This window comes from Desulfatiglans anilini DSM 4660 (assembly GCF_000422285.1).
Lineage (GTDB): Bacteria > Desulfobacterota > DSM-4660 > Desulfatiglandales > Desulfatiglandaceae > Desulfatiglans > Desulfatiglans anilini.
Window position 1 is genome coordinate 51,714 of sequence record NZ_AULM01000002.1, and the last position, 17,152, is coordinate 68,865.

Annotated in this window: 13 protein-coding genes; all 13 read left to right on the top strand. The window is 54.7% G+C overall.

Annotation, left to right across the window (positions count from 1 at the left end):
* The first annotated feature begins 774 nt into the window (after nt 1–774).
* The 13 genes from H567_RS0102280 (at nt 775) to H567_RS22620 (ending at nt 17,144) form a co-directional block, all read left to right on the top strand.
* The gene (locus H567_RS0102280) at nt 775–1,200 is read left to right on the top strand and encodes a F0F1 ATP synthase subunit B (protein WP_028320156.1); all 426 of its coding nucleotides are present in this window, start codon (nt 775–777) and stop codon (nt 1,198–1,200) included.
* Between the two features lie 2 nt (nt 1,201–1,202).
* A complete protein-coding gene (locus H567_RS0102285; RefSeq protein WP_084516770.1) occupies nt 1,203–1,814 on the top strand; it encodes a F0F1 ATP synthase subunit B in 612 nt (203 codons plus the stop codon).
* Nucleotides 1,811–2,362 (top strand): ATP synthase F1 subunit delta, encoded by a 552-nt coding sequence (gene atpH, locus H567_RS0102290; RefSeq protein ID WP_028320158.1) that lies wholly within the window; start codon nt 1,811–1,813, stop codon nt 2,360–2,362. The genes H567_RS0102285 and atpH overlap by 4 nt, the downstream gene beginning before the upstream one ends.
* Entirely contained in the window at nt 2,362–3,876 is a 1,515-nt protein-coding gene (gene atpA / locus H567_RS0102295; RefSeq protein ID WP_028320159.1) for a F0F1 ATP synthase subunit alpha, read from the top strand. The genes atpH and atpA overlap by 1 nt, the downstream gene beginning before the upstream one ends.
* A gap of 32 nt (nt 3,877–3,908) precedes the next feature.
* Nucleotides 3,909–4,790 (top strand): ATP synthase F1 subunit gamma, encoded by an 882-nt coding sequence (atpG, locus tag H567_RS0102300; RefSeq protein WP_028320160.1) that lies wholly within the window; start codon nt 3,909–3,911, stop codon nt 4,788–4,790.
* A gap of 34 nt (nt 4,791–4,824) precedes the next feature.
* Nucleotides 4,825–6,240: a F0F1 ATP synthase subunit beta gene (atpD, locus tag H567_RS0102305; protein ID WP_028320161.1), complete on the top strand. Its 1,416-nt coding sequence runs from the start codon at nt 4,825–4,827 to the stop codon at nt 6,238–6,240.
* Between the two features lie 13 nt (nt 6,241–6,253).
* Entirely contained in the window at nt 6,254–6,670 is a 417-nt protein-coding gene (locus tag H567_RS0102310; RefSeq protein WP_028320162.1) for a F0F1 ATP synthase subunit epsilon, read from the top strand.
* A gap of 217 nt (nt 6,671–6,887) precedes the next feature.
* The gene (locus H567_RS0102315) at nt 6,888–7,124 is read left to right on the top strand and encodes a cell division protein ZapB (protein WP_028320163.1); all 237 of its coding nucleotides are present in this window, start codon (nt 6,888–6,890) and stop codon (nt 7,122–7,124) included.
* Nucleotides 7,125–7,143: 19 nt separating this feature from the next.
* The gene (locus tag H567_RS22610; protein WP_035253214.1) at nt 7,144–7,455 is read left to right on the top strand and encodes a cell division protein ZapA; all 312 of its coding nucleotides are present in this window, start codon (nt 7,144–7,146) and stop codon (nt 7,453–7,455) included.
* 921 nt (nt 7,456–8,376) lie between these two features.
* A complete protein-coding gene (rny, locus tag H567_RS0102325; RefSeq protein WP_035253216.1) occupies nt 8,377–9,942 on the top strand; it encodes a ribonuclease Y in 1,566 nt (521 codons plus the stop codon).
* Between the two features lie 466 nt (nt 9,943–10,408).
* On the top strand, nt 10,409–13,093 hold the full coding sequence (gene polA, locus H567_RS0102335; protein ID WP_028320165.1) for a DNA polymerase I: 2,685 nt from the start codon (nt 10,409–10,411) through the stop codon (nt 13,091–13,093).
* A gap of 15 nt (nt 13,094–13,108) precedes the next feature.
* On the top strand, nt 13,109–14,044 hold the full coding sequence (locus H567_RS22615) for a radical SAM protein (RefSeq protein WP_051184403.1): 936 nt from the start codon (nt 13,109–13,111) through the stop codon (nt 14,042–14,044).
* On the top strand, nt 14,034–17,144 hold the full coding sequence (locus H567_RS22620) for an acyl-CoA dehydratase activase (protein WP_051184404.1): 3,111 nt from the start codon (nt 14,034–14,036) through the stop codon (nt 17,142–17,144). Before H567_RS22615 ends, H567_RS22620 begins: the two co-directional genes overlap by 11 nt.
* The last annotated feature ends 8 nt before the right edge of the window (nt 17,145–17,152 follow it).

Below are 17,152 nucleotides of genomic sequence, written 5' to 3' on the forward strand. Positions count from 1 at the left end.
ACGGCACCCGGCCGCCGATGCCCTATCTGGGATGAAACCTTCTCCGATGCGCGGCATTTTGGGGCGGCTGACGGAAAAAGTCAATGGAATCGGCTTTCCATGGGACGGGTTCCTCCAACGCCGAAATATTCACTGCGCGCCGTGAACTGATTTTCGGGTAGAATCGAGTTTCCAGTCCGGAACTGAGGATTTTTGCTTCGAACGCTGCGCGGGCTAAGTCCCCCCGCCTCAAGGCGGGTCACGGTTTGTTTTCATGTTCAGAAAATCAATCGCTTGCGTGAAGGCGACCTGCAGGTCGCCAAACAAGCAAACGTGCAGGTTGACGTTGAGAGTGGCAAAAAAGCCGTTTCGGGTGGAGAACTATTTCCCCTTGCAAATACCATGGCTTTGTGTTATGCAGCCCGGCTGAAGGGGTTCAAGCTCCCACCTGATTAGAGACGTATCCATCCGGAAACGGAAATGATTTACCGGTAGAACCCGGTTTCCAATCCGGAAAGGAAAGTTTTTGGCCAATATCAAGGAAATCAATCGCTTGCGTGGAGGCGATCTACAGGTCACCGCATAAGCAAACGTGCAGATTGATGCCGAGATTGGCCAAAAAGCCCCTTTCCGGATGGAAACTTGAGATATTCAGCCGGCCTGGATTGGGCTTCAGGTGGAGCTGGAAATCGGTGACCGCAGGCCAAAAAATGTTTTGACAACATGCGCTTTTTTTTGTAAAAGGCCTTACCCCGTGAATTAACTTAATCAAAATGAAGGAAGGGTGAGTTATTTATGCTTTCGGCAAATCACACTCTGTTCATTCAAATTGCCAATTTCCTGATCCTCCTCTTTGTATTGAACCTGATCTTGTACAAACCGATCCGGCGAATCATTGCGGAGCGGAGACAGAGGATGGGGAGTCTGGAGCAGGCAGTTGCGGACCTCAGGGAGCATTCTCAGAAGAGCGAGGCTGCCATTCAACAAAGCATCGTTCAGGCGCGTAAGGAAGGTTTCGCCCAAAAGGAAGAGCTTAAAGGGGATGCGCATAAGGAGGAGGTCGGCATCCTTCAGGAGGCTTCGAGCGCTGTAGCGCAGCGCATGACCGAGGCTAAAACCGAACTGGATGCGAGAATGGAGGCCGTGCGGAAGGAACTGGAAGCGCAAGTGGCTGCTTTTTCGAAAGATCTGGCCGAAAAGGTTTTGGGGAGGGCTTTCTGATTATGAGGAAAGGTGGAACCGGTAAAGGTCTGCGATGGATGTCAGCCGGGCTGATCACCACCCTGTTGTGCACCACGGCTGTGATTGCCTATGCGGCGAGCGGCGGTGGTGAACATGCCGCCGATGACAGCGGCAGGCTGATGGATCTGCTGTATCGCTGTATCAATTTTGCTCTGCTCGTTATCATTCTGGTTGTTGTGATCAAGAAGACTTCTCTGAAAGACTACTTTGCGCAGCGCAGAGAGGATATCAAGCGGCGCATGGAGGAACTGCAGAAGGAGAAAGCTGCGGCTGAGGCGCGATACCAGGAACTCGAGCAGAAGTTCAAGGATTTCGAGATCAAGAAGAAGGAGATTGTCGAGCAGTTCAAGGCTGAAGGTCTTGTAGAGAAAGACAAGATCATTGCCCAGGCGAAGGAAAGGGCCCAACAGATCATGGCCCAGGCTGAGTCGACGATTCAGCGTGAGATCCAGGGTGCCAAAGACCGTTTGCGCGAGGAGATTGTCAACGTAGCGGCCCAGAAGGCTCAGGATCTCATCGTCAAACAGATCAAGGCGAGTGATCAGGAACATTTGGTTGATGAATTCATAGAAAGGGTGGGGAAGCTACATTGAGCGGCTCAAAGGTTTCCAGACGATATGCAAAGGCGCTGCTGAGTTTGGGGCAGCAAGACGGTCAATATGAATCCTATGGGAAGGGATTGCAGGCATTCGTCGAATACTGCAAAGCCACCCCGGATTTTTTCGCAGTCATTTCAAACAAGATTTTCTCGGTGGAGGACCGGAAAAAGGTCCTTGATTTTGTACTAAAGAAGAGTGAATTTCCCTCGATGGTCAACAACTTCCTGAAACTCCTGCTCGAGAAGAATCGTATCGGCGCCATCCCGGATATCACCGACTATTATGTAAAGCTCACCGATGCGCTTTCGAATGTCACCCGTGCGGACATCCTGACGGCCAAGCCTCTTAAGACTCAGGCCCTGGAAAAGCTGAAAAAGACTTTGTCCGATTTGACTTCGAAGGAAGTCAGGTTCGAGGTGAAGGTGGATGAGTCCCTGATCGGGGGGCTGGTCGTGAAGATAGGGGATTTGGTATTGGATGGTAGTGTGAAAGCCCAGCTGGAAGGGTTAAAAGAATCATTGAAAAGGGGTGAATATAACTAATGGAGATCAGAGCAGAAGAGATAAGCCAGGTAATCCGCGATCAGATCAAGGATTATGAGAAAAAGGTGGAAGTGAGCGAGACAGGCACGGTTCTGTCCGTTGGCGACGGAATCGCGCGTGTCTATGGCGTGGAAAATGCCATGGCCATGGAGATGCTCGAATTTCCAGGTGGGATCTACGGCCTGTGCCTCAATCTCGAGGAGGACAACGTGGGTGTCGCCATCATGGGCGACGACAGCCAGATCAAGGAAGGGGATACGGTGAAGCGGACCGGCCGCATCGCTGAAATCCCGGTCGGCGAGGCGGTTCTTGGCCGCGTTATCGATGCCGTGGGTCAGCCGCTTGACGGCAAGGGACCGATCGAGGCGACGGAATTCCGGCGGATCGAAATGGTCGCACCCGGCGTCATCGCTCGTCAGCCGGTGGGTGAGCCGATGTATACCGGCATCAAGGCGATCGATGCCATGACGCCGATCGGCCGCGGACAGCGTGAATTGATCATTGGTGACCGCCAGATCGGAAAGACCGCGATCTGTGTGGATGCCATCATCAATCAGAAGCGGACCGACATCTACTGTATTTACGTTGCCGTCGGGCAGAAGAAGTCGACCGTCGCCCAGGTGGTCGACGTGCTCGAGCGCCACGGTGCCATGGAATACACCACGGTCGTAGCGGCCTGCGCGAGCGACCCTGCGACACAGCAGTTCATCGCACCTTATTCGGGTTGCGCTATCGGCGAATACTACCGTGACAACGGGAAGCACGCGCTGATAGTGTATGATGATCTTTCCAAGCAGGCAACCGCCTACCGGCAGGTCTCACTGCTTCTCAGACGCCCCCCGGGACGCGAGGCCTTTCCCGGTGACATCTTTTACAACCACTCGCGATTGCTGGAGCGTGCGGCCAAGTTGAACGACGAACTCGGTGCCGGATCCCTGACCGCCCTTCCTATCATCGAGACCCAGGCCGGTGACGTTTCGGCCTATATTCCGACGAACGTCATTTCGATCACCGATGGGCAGGTCTACCTCGAACCGAACCTGTTCTTCTCCGGTGTCCGACCGGCGATCAACGTCGGGCTATCCGTTTCCCGTGTCGGCGGTGCCGCTCAGACCAAGGCTATGAAGAAGGTGGCGGGGACCCTGCGTCTCGACATGGCGCAGTACCGCGAGTTGGAGGCCTTCGCCCAGTTCGGCAGCGACTTGGACAAGTCAACCCAGAGACAGCTCAGTCGCGGCCAGCGGCTCGTGGAGGTTCTCAAGCAGCCCCAATATCAGCCGATTCCCGCGGAAAAGGAGATCGCTATCCTCTTTGCGGGTGCCAATGGTTATCTGGATGAATGGCCGGCTTCTTCGGTTGCCGATTACGAGAAGCAGATGCTCGAGTTCATGGATAGCAAACATGCCGAACTGTTGAAGGAGATCCAGGAAAAGAACGACATCAGCGCGGACCTGTCAGAAAAGCTGAAGAAGGCGCTGGATGAGTTCAAGGGGATTTTTCAGCCCTCCGTTTAATCCTTAACGACCTGAAAGAAAGAGACGGATAGATGGCAACCTTAAGGGATATCCTCCGGAAAATCGGCGCCGTCAAAAAGACACGCCAGATTACGCGTGCCATGAACATGGTGGCTGCCGCCAAGCTCCGGGGGGCGCAAATGAAGATGGAGAGCTTTGAGCCCTATGCGCGAAAGTTTTCCGACGTCCTGGGGAACCTGGCGAGCCGCATCGAGCCTGACGTCCATCCATTGCTAGTGAAGAAAGAAGATGTGCGTCGGGTCGAATTACTGCATTTCAGTGCGGATAGAGGATTGTGCGGCAGCTTCAATATGAACGGCATCAATCGGGGCGAGAAGTGGATTCGCGAGCAGAAGGAGAAAGGGCTTGATGTGAGCCTGAACCTGGTTGGCAAGAAGGGCCGGGATTTCTTCACGAGGCGCGGATACCCGATCACCGCCGCTCAGATTCACTTATACGGGAGTGTCGATATCTCGTTCGTCAACAAGATGAGCGCCGGGTTTATCGAGCGGTTTTTGAACGACGAGATCGACGAAGTCTACATGATGTACAGCCGGTTCGTCAGCATGGCTCGGCAGGAGCCGACAGTGGTCAAGCTGATTCCGATCGAGCCGCCTCGGCAGAGTGAGGAAGAGGCGGGAAAGACTCAGGCGGAATACGTCTGCGAGCCTGACCCCGAGGATTTACTGATTGAACTTTTACCGAAGAATATCAGCGTACAGATATTCAATGCGTTTTTGCAGAACGAAACCAGTGAGCATGCTGCCCGTATGGCCGCAATGGACAATGCTTCGAAAAACTGCAAGGAATTGATCGAGACGCTGACCTTGGTCTACAACAAGGCCAGGCAGGCCGCCATTACGGCTGAGCTGATGGATATCGTGGGTGGTGCCGAAGCCTTGAAGAAGGCTTAATGGTTTCATATTTTAAGGAGGTCTTTAGTCAACCATGAACGAGGGCAAAGTTATACAAGTCATAGGTCCGGTTGTCGATGTTGAATTCGTTGAAGGCGAACTTCCTGCCATTCTGACGGCACTGCTCATCACCAACCCAGCCATCGATGACACCGAGGACAATCTTGTGGTGGAGGTTGCCCAGCACCTTGGTGATAATGTCGTCCGTTGCATCGCTATGGACGTCACCGATGGTCTGGTGAGGGGGATGAAAGCCAAGAATACGGGTGCGCCGATCCGCATGCCTGTCGGGGATCCATGCCTTGGGCGTGTCCTTAACGTGGTTGGCCGGCCTGTGGATGGCCTGGGTCCTGTCAATGCGGATGTGTATTACCCGATTCACCGTCCGGCTCCGAGTTTCGAGGACCAGGATACGAGCGTGAATGTGCTCGAGACCGGCGTCAAGGTTATCGACCTGCTGGTTCCCTTTCCGCGCGGCGGCAAGATGGGGATGTTCGGCGGCGCAGGCGTCGGAAAGACCGTCGTTATGATGGAGATGATCCACAACATCGCCATGCAGCATGGTGGTATCAGCGTGTTTGCCGGTGTCGGGGAGCGTACTCGAGAGGGGAACGATCTGTACCGGGAGATGAAGGAATCAGGTGTTATCGAGAAGGCTGCGCTGATTTACGGTCAGATGACGGAGCCGCCGGGGGCTCGTGCGCGCGTGGCGCTGTCCGCGCTGACCGCTGCTGAATACTATCGCGATGAAAAGGGCCAGGATGTGCTGCTCTTCATCGACAACATCTTCCGTTTTACGCAGGCCGGATCCGAGGTCTCCGCTCTGCTGGGCCGGATCCCTTCCGCCGTCGGTTACCAGCCGACACTGGGTACGGACCTTGGCGCCTTGCAGGAGAGAATCACGTCCACGAAAAAGGGATCCATCACCTCTGTCCAGTGTGTCTATGTCCCTGCCGATGACTTGACGGACCCTGCCCCTGCCACGACGTTTGCTCACTTGGATGGAACAGTGGTTCTCTCGCGGCCGATTGCCGAGCTCGGGATCTATCCCGCCGTGGATCCGCTCGACTCCAGTTCGCGAATTCTGGATCCGAATGTGCTGGGTGAAGAGCACTACTACGTTGCGCGTCAGGTGCAGCAGACCTTGCAGAAGTATAAGGACCTGCAGGATATCATCGCCATTCTCGGCATGGACGAACTGTCCGACGAGGATAAGCTCACAGTCGCCCGGGCTCGGAGAATGCAGCGGTTTCTGTCGCAGCCCTTCCACGTGGCAGAGACCTTTACCGGAACACCAGGCAAGTATGTCGCGGTCAAAGACACGATCCGTGGATTCAAGGAAATCATCGAGGGAAAGCACGACGATCTGCCCGAGGGCGCTTTCTACATGGTCGGTGGGATCGATGAGGCGATCGAAAAGGCAGAAAAGATGGCTGCCGCCAGCAAATAGGGGTGATTAGCTCATGGGAGACTTATTTTTAGAGGTGGTGACGCCTGAAAAGGTGCAGGTGAGCCAAAAGGTCGACATGGTGGTCGCACCTGGCTCCCTCGGCGAATTCGGCGTTCTGGAGGGGCATGTCCCCTTTCTGACCGGCCTCATTCCTGGATCCCTGCGTTACACGGCGGGGGGGAAGCCCCATCTGTTGGCCGTTTCTTCCGGTTTTGTCGAGGTTTCCGAGAACAAGGTTACGGTCCTGGTCGACTCGGCGGAGCGAGCCGAGGAGATCGATCTCGAGAGGGCTCGGTTAGCGATGGAGAGGGCCAAGGAGCGGCTTTCGAAGGAAAGAGGCAGGAAAGACATCGATTTTATGAGGGCCGAGTTGTCCCTCAGAAGAGCGATTGCGCGGATTAAGGTTGGGGAGGCTACCAAGGGGAAGTAACCAGCGATCTTCTTCTGCATTGACAGAAAAGGGCAAGCCGTGGCGCTTGCCTTTTTTATTGACGTTTTGTTCGATTGTGGATAGGATTACAAATTACTTCAATAAAATAGGCGAATGCCCGACTGGCAGGCGGGGCGTCTGGACGACATCATTTTACCTCCGGTCGGCGATTGGTTCGATGATGATGAATATGTTTTTGTGAAAGGGTGTGCCCGTTATGGATATCGGAATGGAAGTGGACCAATTCGAACTCTTGGAAGAAAAAATTGACCGCCTGATTGGGAGTATCCAGAGTCTAAAACGTGAAAATGAAACCCTGAATGAGAAATTGCAGATCCAGGAAGAGAAGCTTGCTGATATGAATGAGCAGGTGGAGAATCTGAGGGCTTCGAGAGACAATGCAAAGGCGCGGATCGTATCCCTCTTGGATAAGATTGAGCAGATAGGGTTATAGGACCGGTTGGGGGGGGCAGTTGAGCAGGCCCATCAAACTGAGCATTTTGGGGAACGATTATCTCATCCGGAGCGATGAGGATGAGCAGCACGTAAAAGAGATTGCCCAGTTTGTACGGGACAAGTTCGAGCAAATCAGCAGTCAGTCTGATGGAATTTCTGAAAGGAAGACGGCCATTCTCGCTGCATTTTATATTGCGAGTGACTATTTTCAGCTTCTTAAACAGCATGATGAAATGGTAAAGCGGTTTCAGGAACGTGAAGAGATTGTACAATCCATCAGGGAGCGTGCTCGCAAGCTCAATTATCAGATTGACGCTGTTGTAGATTAGGGTCACGGATTGTTTTTGTTTACTCAAGTTGCAGGAGCGATGATTTGAGGCAGGATTCTATCTGGGGCGGGGATTGTGATGCCTTTGTTGTGGATTTTTGGCGCATCAACCCTCCAGGTTGCGTAGAACCAGCCGGCTGCCTGTGCTTGAGGACTGGAATGGGTTGTCCGTTATGCTCCAATCTATGTTGATGATGTCATATTTCAGTTGCAGTGGCCGCCGGTCTTTATTAACGTACTGATAAAGACGATCAAATGGTTCCTGCAGCACTCCCCCCTTTCGAAAACATGCCTGTCGTACTGTAAAACCCGCCTGCCCCGCACGGTTTACGGCTTTTGTAGAGAATGGATTCCCTCTTGTGCGCAGACGATTCCAGTGGTCTGGAAAACGTGAGCCAGTGGGCGTAAAAGAGATTTTATCGCCCAATTCTGGACATCCCGTCAGGAACCTGTTTTTCGGGAGGCGGAGTTGGCCGCCTGCCCAGCTTGTTTCTCTCGCGATTTTGACACGCTGTGCCGATGCAATGCTTGATTTGCTGGTTTAGTCGCCGTCGAGAAATGATTTCCGGTAGAGCCAAGTGTTCAATCCGGAAAGGATTATTTTTAGCTTATTAGCAAGAAAGCAAGCGTTTGCGTGGAGGCGGCCTGTAGAGGTCGGCGCACAGGCAAGCCTGCAAATTGACGGGGAGATCGGCCAAAATGGCCATTTCCAGGATAGGAGCGGGTATCGTCGGGACCGGTAGGCATCGCAACTGGAATAGGGTGGACAGAGGGCCTCTTCGAAAAAACTGAGATCCGCAAGTCTGAAAAGCGGGGTCAGAGTGGGCGGGACCCACAAACGCAATCCTCATTTCCGTGTTTGAAACGTGTCTGTGCTTGAATAGAATTTTTCCGGATAGACACCAAGGAGAATGAACTCGGCATGATCCCTATATATAGCATCATTATTACGGGTGTGATTTCCCTGATTCTGGGCCTCTTGCTGGGCTATTTGCTCTACAAGAAGGTGGTGCAGAATCGTGTGGATTCGGTAGAGAAGTATTCACAGAAGATTTTGGCCGATGCGGAAAAGGAAGCCAGCAATATTAAAAAGGACGCGGCTTTACAGGCCAAGGACATTCTGTATCAGACGAAGATCGAGTTTGAGAGGGAGAGCAAGGAAAAGAAGGAACAGCTGCTCATTCAGGAAAAGAGGCTGCTTCACAAAGAGGAGAATCTGGATCGAAAGATCGAGCAGATAGAAAAGCGTGAAGCGGCTCAGGCCGACCGCGACAAGGATATCGAAAAGCGGGAGAATGAGCTCAAACGAATGGAGAACGAATGTGAGCGGCTGATCGCTGAACAGCGCATCCAGTTGGAGAAGCTTGCGGGCATCTCGAGCGAAGAGGCCAAACAGCAGTTGATCAGTTCGATGGAGATGGAGGCCAAGCACGAGGCGGCCAAGATCATGAGGCGGATAGAGAATGAGGCTCGGGCCGAGGCTGATAGAAAGGCGCAAGAGATCTTGTCTCTCGCTGTAAAGCGCTATGCAGGAGAATATGTGGCTGAAAAGACGGTCTCCGTGGTCAACCTGCCGAATGAGGAGATGAAAGGCCGCATCATTGGCCGAGAAGGCCGGAATATCCGTGCGATCGAGGCGGCGACCGGCATCGATCTGATTATTGACGATACCCCCGAGGCTGTCATTCTTTCTGGATTCAATCCAGTGAGGCGCGAAGTGGCCAAGATCGCCCTCGAGCGGTTGATAGACGATGGAAGGATCCACCCGGCCCGTATCGAAGAGGTCGTTGCCAAGGTCGACAAGGAGATCGAAGCCGCCATCAAGGATGCCGGAGAGCAGGCGGCTTTTGACGTAGGTGTGCACGGAATTCATCACGAGTTGATCAAACTCGTCGGGCGGTTGAAATACCGGTCGAGCTATGCTCAGAACGTGCTGCAGCATTCCCGAGAGGTGGCGTTTTTGTGCGGGATCATGGCGGCTGAGCTCGGGCTGAATGTCAAGCAGGCCAAACGTGCCGGTCTGCTGCACGATATCGGCAAAGCCGTCGACCATGAGGTCGAGGGTCCGCATGCGATCATCGGAGCGGATCTGGCGAAAAAATACGGTGAATCGAATCAGGTTGTTCACGCCATCGCTGCGCACCACGAAGAGGTGGCGCCGGAGACCGTTTTGGCGGTTCTGGTCCAGGCTGCGGATACCTTGTCGGGTGCCCGCCCGGGGGCCCGTCAGGAGATGCTTGAATCCTACGTGAAGCGGCTTGAGGGACTCGAAAAGATTGCTATGAGCTTTCAGGGGGTTAACAAGTCCTACGCGATTCAAGCCGGACGGGAGATCCGCATCATCGTCGAATCAAAGATCGTTGATGACAGCCAGGTGTTTATCGTGTGTAAAGATATTGCCAAAAAAATAGAAAAGGAGCTGTCTTATCCCGGACAGATCAAGGTGACCGTGATTCGTGAGACACGGGCCGTCGAGTACGCCAAGTAGAATTGATGTTCGATTGCGCTCTTTAACGAGACGCTGTTGTGCCACTGATCGGATGTGACGTTTTCTTCCCTGCCTTTTTTCATTCGTGACCGAGGTTTTTTCCATGCTCGCTGCATGGTCGGCTGGCCCCTCTTTATGCGGCGTTTTCTTTCTTTGCGGATATTTTCAAAAACAAGGGTATGAACTGCAAGCGGAAACTCCATTGCAGATCTGCAAGTTTCGCAGATACCGGGTGGGTGATGTTTACATGACCTGCCGGAGAGATGAGACCGGTTTTTACAGGATGTTGGACGGCTGGGGTTATGATTCGTGAGCGAGGTGTGCAGGTGGTCCAAAGCGGATCTTAGAGGCGATCCCTCCGGAAGAGCATGGCCACATTCTGTTTGCCGAGGCTCGATCCGGTGGAAATTCGAGGCATCTTTTTTTGCTTTTGTAATTTATCTCGTTTTTGGAGTATGGTAAAGGCATGCCCGATCGTCTTGTCACCGTCTATCTCGTTGATGGCAGTTCCTATCTGCACAGAGCGTACCATGCCATAAGGAATCTGTCCAATTCGAAGGGATTTCCTACCAATGCCGTTTTCGGATTCACCAAGATGCTGCTCAAACTCTTGGCTGAAAGGAATCCAGAACGTCTGGCGGTTGTGTTCGACGCCAAAGGCCGCAATTTCAGACATGCCATCTACGCTGCATACAAGGAAAACCGCCCGCCGATGGCTGAGGATCTTGTCGTTCAGGTGCCGGTGCTGAAAGAGATCGTCAGTTTGCTGAGTGTGCAGATGGTTGAAAAGGAAGGATACGAGGCCGACGATCTGATCGGAACGTATGCCCGTCTTCTGGAGGAGAAGGGTTGCAGTGTTGTCATCGTCAGTGGAGACAAGGATTTCAGGCAGCTGATTTCGCCGCGCATCAGCCTTTGGGATCCGTCCAAGGATGTGGTTACGGACTATGAAGGCCTCAAACGGACGTACGGGTTCGAACCGGTCCGTTTTGTCGATGTTATGGGGCTTTCCGGCGACAGCACCGACAATATCCCAGGCGTTCCCGGCATCGGGGAGAAGACGGCCGTCGAATTGATCAGGGCCTTTGGTTCTTTCGATGGCGTGTTTAAAAATCTTGGCCAAATCAAGAAGAAGAAGCTGCGCGAGAATCTCGAGAAATACCGGGAGCAGGCCTATTTGAGCAGGCGCCTGGTTGCCATCGAGCGGTTTGCGGATACAGGTGATGCCCCAATGGATTTGCGAATCGGGGAACCGGACCGCGAACGTCTGGCCCAGGTTTTCAGGGAATTGGAGTTCCATGCTTTATGGGAGCAATTCATGCCCCGTCTTGCGGAGAAAGATGTGCCTCTGCGCCTCTGTCTGACAAAGTCGGGTTGGCAAATGTTGAAGGACTCGGTCCGCGCGGCGGAGTCAATGGTGATGGTGGTCTTGACATCCGAGAGTGATCCTCTTCAGTCGCCGATTGCAGGAATCGCGCTTTTCACGCCTGATGAGGGCTTTTCCTATGTGCCGTTGAACCGTAAGGACCGTGGGGACTCGCCCGGGCTCAGCTGGGAGGAGATCGAAAAGGATCTGGCCCAACTGCTTGAAGGCGAAAAACTCGGGGTGACCGGGCACGATTTGAAAGTGACCGCTGAGGTGTTCGCCTTAAAGGGCCTGAAGCTGCGGCGGTTGGAATTCGACACGATGCTTGCGGCCTACGTCGTCAATCCAGGGCTCAAGCGTTACGATCTGCGGGCCCTGGCTCAGTACTACTTGAATTTGCCGATGACCGCCGAGGAGGAGCTTCTGGGTAAAGGCCGGAACGCCCTGTCCTTTTCCGAAATCCCTTTGGAAAAAGCCTCCCGCTATTCCTGCGAGAGGCTCCAGGTCATCCTGTCGCTTAAAGAAGATTTGTCGAAGAGACTCGCGGAACATCGGAACGAAGATTTATTCCGCGAAATCGAAATGAGGTTGATCCCCGTTCTGGTCGACATGGAACTGCGCGGGGTCAAGTTGGATCAAGCGGTTTTCCGGAACCTATCCAAGGATTACGCCGGCAGGATGGCGCAGATCGAAAAGGAGATCTTTACCGAAGCCGGGATGGAGTTCAATATTCAATCTTCTCAGCAGCTTGGATTCGTCCTTTTCGAGAAGATGCAGCTGCCGGTTCAGCGAAAGACCAACAAGACGAAGCATTATTCCACGGATGTCCATGTGTTGAGGAGACTGGCGAATGGTGCTTCCCGGATTCCTGAACTGGTGTTGGAATACCGAACCCTGTCCAAGTTGAAATCGACCTATCTGGATGCCCTTTTGAAGATGGTGAATCCATCCACCGGAAGGATTCACACATCGTTCAATCAGGCAGTGACGGCAACGGGGCGTCTGAGCAGCAGCAACCCGAATTTGCAGAATATCCCTGCCCGGGGCGATACCGGACGCGAAATCCGCAGAGGGTTTATCGCTGAGGAAGGATTCCGGCTGGTCTCCGCGGACTACAGCCAGGTGGAGCTGCGTGTCTTTGCACACTATTCCGGCGACCAGGCCTTTCTGGACGCTTTTCGCAGCGGCGAAGACATCCATCGGCGTACGGCCTCCGAGCTGATGGGGGTGCAGCCCGATGCCGTCACTCCGGACATGAGGCGCATCGCCAAGACCATCAATTTCGGGATTATTTACGGCATGGGGCCGAGAAAATTGAGTGAGCAGCTTGAAATTGATGTGACGACTGCCAAACATTACATCGAACGTTACTACTCCCGATACAGCGGAGTTGTCCAGTACCGGGAGGCGATGATCTCGAAGGCCCGGCGGGATGGCTTCGTGACGACGCTTTTCAACCGCCGCCGGTATCTTCCGGATATCGATCATAAAAATCAGATGATCCGAGCGGAGGCCGAGCGGATGGCGGTGAACACGCCGATTCAGGGGACCGCCGCCGACCTCATCAAGATGGCGATGATTCGCATCCATGAGCGCTTGGAGCCGGATCGACCCGTGTGCCGGATGCTGCTCCAGGTCCACGACGAATTGCTCTTCGAGGTGGCTGCGGAAGAGACGGAGCGGCTCATGCCGATGATCCGCCGGGAGATGGAGGATGTTTATCCGTTGAAGGTTCCGTTGCTTGTCGATATCCGGGAAGGCGCGAATTGGGACGAAGTCCATTGAGGGGAGGGAGGATGTATGCCTAGGTATGTTTTCGGGCCGGTGCCTTCGAGGCGGCTGGGTCTGTCCCTGGGCATCGATCTTCTGCCCCCGAAAACCTGCTCATTCGACTGCCTGTACTGCGAGGTGGGCCGCACGACATTGAAACTGAGTGAGCCGCAGCCGCTGGTTCCTGTGGCGGAGGTCCTTGCCGAGGCCAGGTCCATCCTGGAGACAGCGACCACCGATGTCATTACACTGGCGGGCTCTGGTGAACCGACCTTGCACAGCGGCATCGGCGAGGTCATCGCTGGACTTCGGGATTTGAGTTTAAAACCCGTCGTGCTGCTGACGAACGGGTCCCTTTTTTGGCGGGAGGAGGTCGTCCACAGAGTTCTGGCGGCGGATGTGATCATGCCTACCTTGTGCAGCGCCTATCCCGAGACCTTCGCCCGGATCCATCGTCCGCACCCCGATATCACCCTCGATAAGGTGATTCGCGGGATCCGGTCTCTAAGGCACGCTTATGCGGGACGCCTGGCCGTGGAGGTCGTTCTGCTGGCCGGTATCAACGACACGCCCCAGGAGATCGAGGCATTGAAAGGCGTTTTGGACGAGCTTCGTGCTGATGCCGTGTACCTGAACACGGTTGCAAGGCCTCCATCCGATCCCACGGCCAGGGCGGTCGCTCGGGAGAAGCTGAAGGCCGTCAGGACGTTTCTAGGCGAGAGTGCTGAAATGGTTGTATCGAAGCCGCTGGCAGCCGGTTCGGGAAAAGGGCTTTCGGCTGTGGAGGTCCTGATCGAGATGATCAAAAGAAGGCCTCTCAGATTAATGGATGTCTGTTCATCCCTCGGGTTGACGAAGGATGCCGCTGAAGCCCTGATCAGGGGTTTCGAAGTAAAGGGGCTTATCCGATCCCGGAAACAGAGTGGCGAAGTCTATTATACGAGTACAGAAGACGATGGAAGATGAGACGCGTGCCTCCGGATCCGGAAGGCAGGGGTTGTATGCCGGCATCGACGCCGGCTCGGTGGCTGTCAAAGGCATCGTCATCGATCAGGCGGGGGAAATTGTCCACGCCTGCCCGTATGCCCGGCATTTTGGGAAGGTCGAGGAGAAGATCCAGGAGTTGATCGCGCAGCTTTACGCGGATATCGGCCCCGAAAGGTTCCGGTCCATATCTTTTACCGGGAACCATGCCCGCAAGCTTGCCGAGGATCTCGACGCTTTTTATGAGTTTGAAAACATCACCCAGGTCCTCGGCGCGCTGCATGTTGAGCCGAAGGCGCGTTCCATCATCAGCATGGGAGGACAGGATACCGCCCTTTTCGAGATCGGACACGAGGCCGGGGGGGCGTCCAAAGCGGGCGAAGGAGAGTGGGAGCTGGCCTATTTCAACTCGAACGGGCCGTGCGCATCCGGAACCGGATCGTTTATCGACCAGCAGGCCCAAAGACTGGCGACGGCCCTCTATGAGACCGAAAAGGTGGTTTCACAGGAGGCCATCGACCAGGTGCTCGCAGATTTTATCGAGCTCGGGTCGAAGAGCCAAAAACCCGCGCATGTTGCCTGCCGGTGTACGGTCTTCACCAAGTCGGACATGATCCACCTGCAGAACAAGGGTGAACGGCTGGAGGATATCATTTTCGGCCTCCATATCGGCAATGCCCGCAATTACATGAGCACGATCGTCTCGAATCGCCGGCTGCGCGCGCCGATCCTTTTCATCGGCGGACTTGCGATGAACCGGCTGCAGGTCCAGGCCTTCAAGGCGTATTTCCCGGATCTCGTCATCCCGCCTCATGCCACCGCGACCGGGGCGCTGGGGGTTGCTTTGCAGGCTCTCAGGAGCGGACACAGAGGGGTTGTCGAGGAGAAAAGACTGGAGGAGATCCGCTCCTTACGGATGGTGAATCTGCCCTCGGCCCAGAGGCTGATTCTGCGGAAAACGGTGTTCCCGGAAGGCAATCTCGTTGCTTCGAAGCCGCTGAAGAAGAAGACGCGCGTCTATCTTGGGCTCGATATCGGATCTACGACGACGAAGTATGTCCTGATGGATGAAAACAGGGTGATCATTCACAAGCGCTACGTGCCGACGCAGGGAAAACCCATCGAGGTGGTGAAAGAACTTTTGGGGGATTTGCAGTCCGAAAGGGGCGGCGATCTGGAAATCGCCGGCACGGCGACCACAGGGTCCGGTCGAAACGTTGTGGGGGATTTTCTCAATGTCGATCTCATGATCGATGAGATCACGGCGCATGCCCGCGGAGCTGTCGAGATGGACGCCGCGGTGGACACGATCTTCGAGATCGGTGGTCAGGATTCGAAATACATCTATATCGCGAATACGCACCCGCTCGATTTCGATATGAACAAGGTCTGCGCCGCCGGGACCGGCAGTTTCCTCCACGAGCTGTCAAACAAGTATGGGATCAACATCGTCGGGGAGTTCCAGGATATCGCTCTTTCATCGTCGGCTCCGGTTCCGTTGGCCGAGCGCTGTACGGTATTCATGGAATCGGACCTGGTTTCCTATCTTCAGCGGGGGGCGCCGGTCAGGGATTTGATGGCGGGGCTCTGCTATGCCATCGTGTCCAACTATCTCAACCGCGTCGTAGGCAAGCGCCGCATCGGAGAGCGGATCATGTTCCTGGGGGGCCCTTCCTTGAACAAGGCGGTTGTGGCTGCCTTTGAAAACGTTCTCGGCAGGGGCCTGCTGGTGCCTCGGCATCGTGAGGTCCTGGGGGCCTACGGTGCGGCTTTGAGTGTTCAGGAACTGATGGCCTACGAAGGAAAGGGCGAGAGTAGTTTCAGAGGTATAGCCAGTGCTGTTGCGGATAACATGGAGTACGAAGAAAAGATCTGCCATGCCGATCCCAATTGCCACAACCAGTGCAAGCTGAAGATTTATCATTTCGACGGGCGGCGGAGCGTGTGGGGCGGCGAATGCGGCCGCTACGATGTAACGCGGGGGCGCGGCGAGAAAAAACCCAATTATTTTGCGCTGAGACAGCGCGTTATGGATGAATTTCTCGACGGCGTGGCGCTGACCCTCAAAGAGGGGGAGACGCGGTTAGAGGCGGACGGGCGACCGACGGTCGGGCTTCAGAGGGCGCTGCACGTGCATCAGACGGCGGTGCTTTGGGCGCATTTTTTCGATCGGTTGGGGTTCAGGCTGGTGTTGACCCCTCCAACGACGCCTGCCATCTCCTCGAGCGGCATCGAATCCATGGCCGCAGAAACGTGCTATCCGGTCAAGGTTTCGCACGGACATGCCCGCATGCTGATCGGCAGGACGCGCCACCTCTTCATGCCCTTCATGATCACCATGGAGAAGCCTCAGGAGGTCGAAAGGGGCTTTTATTGTCCCATGGTGCAGGGCAACACCTATATGCTGCAGTCCGCTTTGGGAATTGATCTGAAGAAGGCGTTGACCCCGACAGTCTACCTCGATCGGGATCCTAAGACCATAGCCATGGCCTTGACCGAGGCCCTGGGCCCAAAGCTCGGCGTGCACTTTGCTGAGACGCACCAGGCCCTGATCCATGCTTTGGGGAAGCAAGCGGCTTTCCGCCGCCGGCTGATAGAGGAAGGCGACCGGGTCAGGGCCGCTATGGGTGAAAACGAGCCGCTCGTTGTGGTGACAGGCAGACCCTACAATCTATATGATGAAAGGCTCAATCTGCGTCTTGGGCAGAATTTGGGGAAGATTGGTTTGACAGCCCTGCCAATGGATTTCCTTGATGCGTCGGCAGTGGATCTTTCCGACTTTCCCAGCATGTATTGGGGCTTGGGCGCACAGATCCTCAGGACGGCGAAGATCATCAAGGAGCACGATCACCTCTTCGGTCTGCATCTGACCAACTTCGAGTGTGGGCCGGATTCCTTTCTGGAGCATTTTTACCGCTATATCATGGGGGACAAGGCCTACCTCATTCTGGAACTGGATGAGCACAGCGCTGTAGCTGGTGTGATGACGCGTCTGGAGGCCTATCGAAACGTTATTGAAAACGTGCTGCGAAAGCAGCAGCAAGGGTTCAACGGTGCCCTGGACCACAGGGCAGCCAATTAATTTCCGTC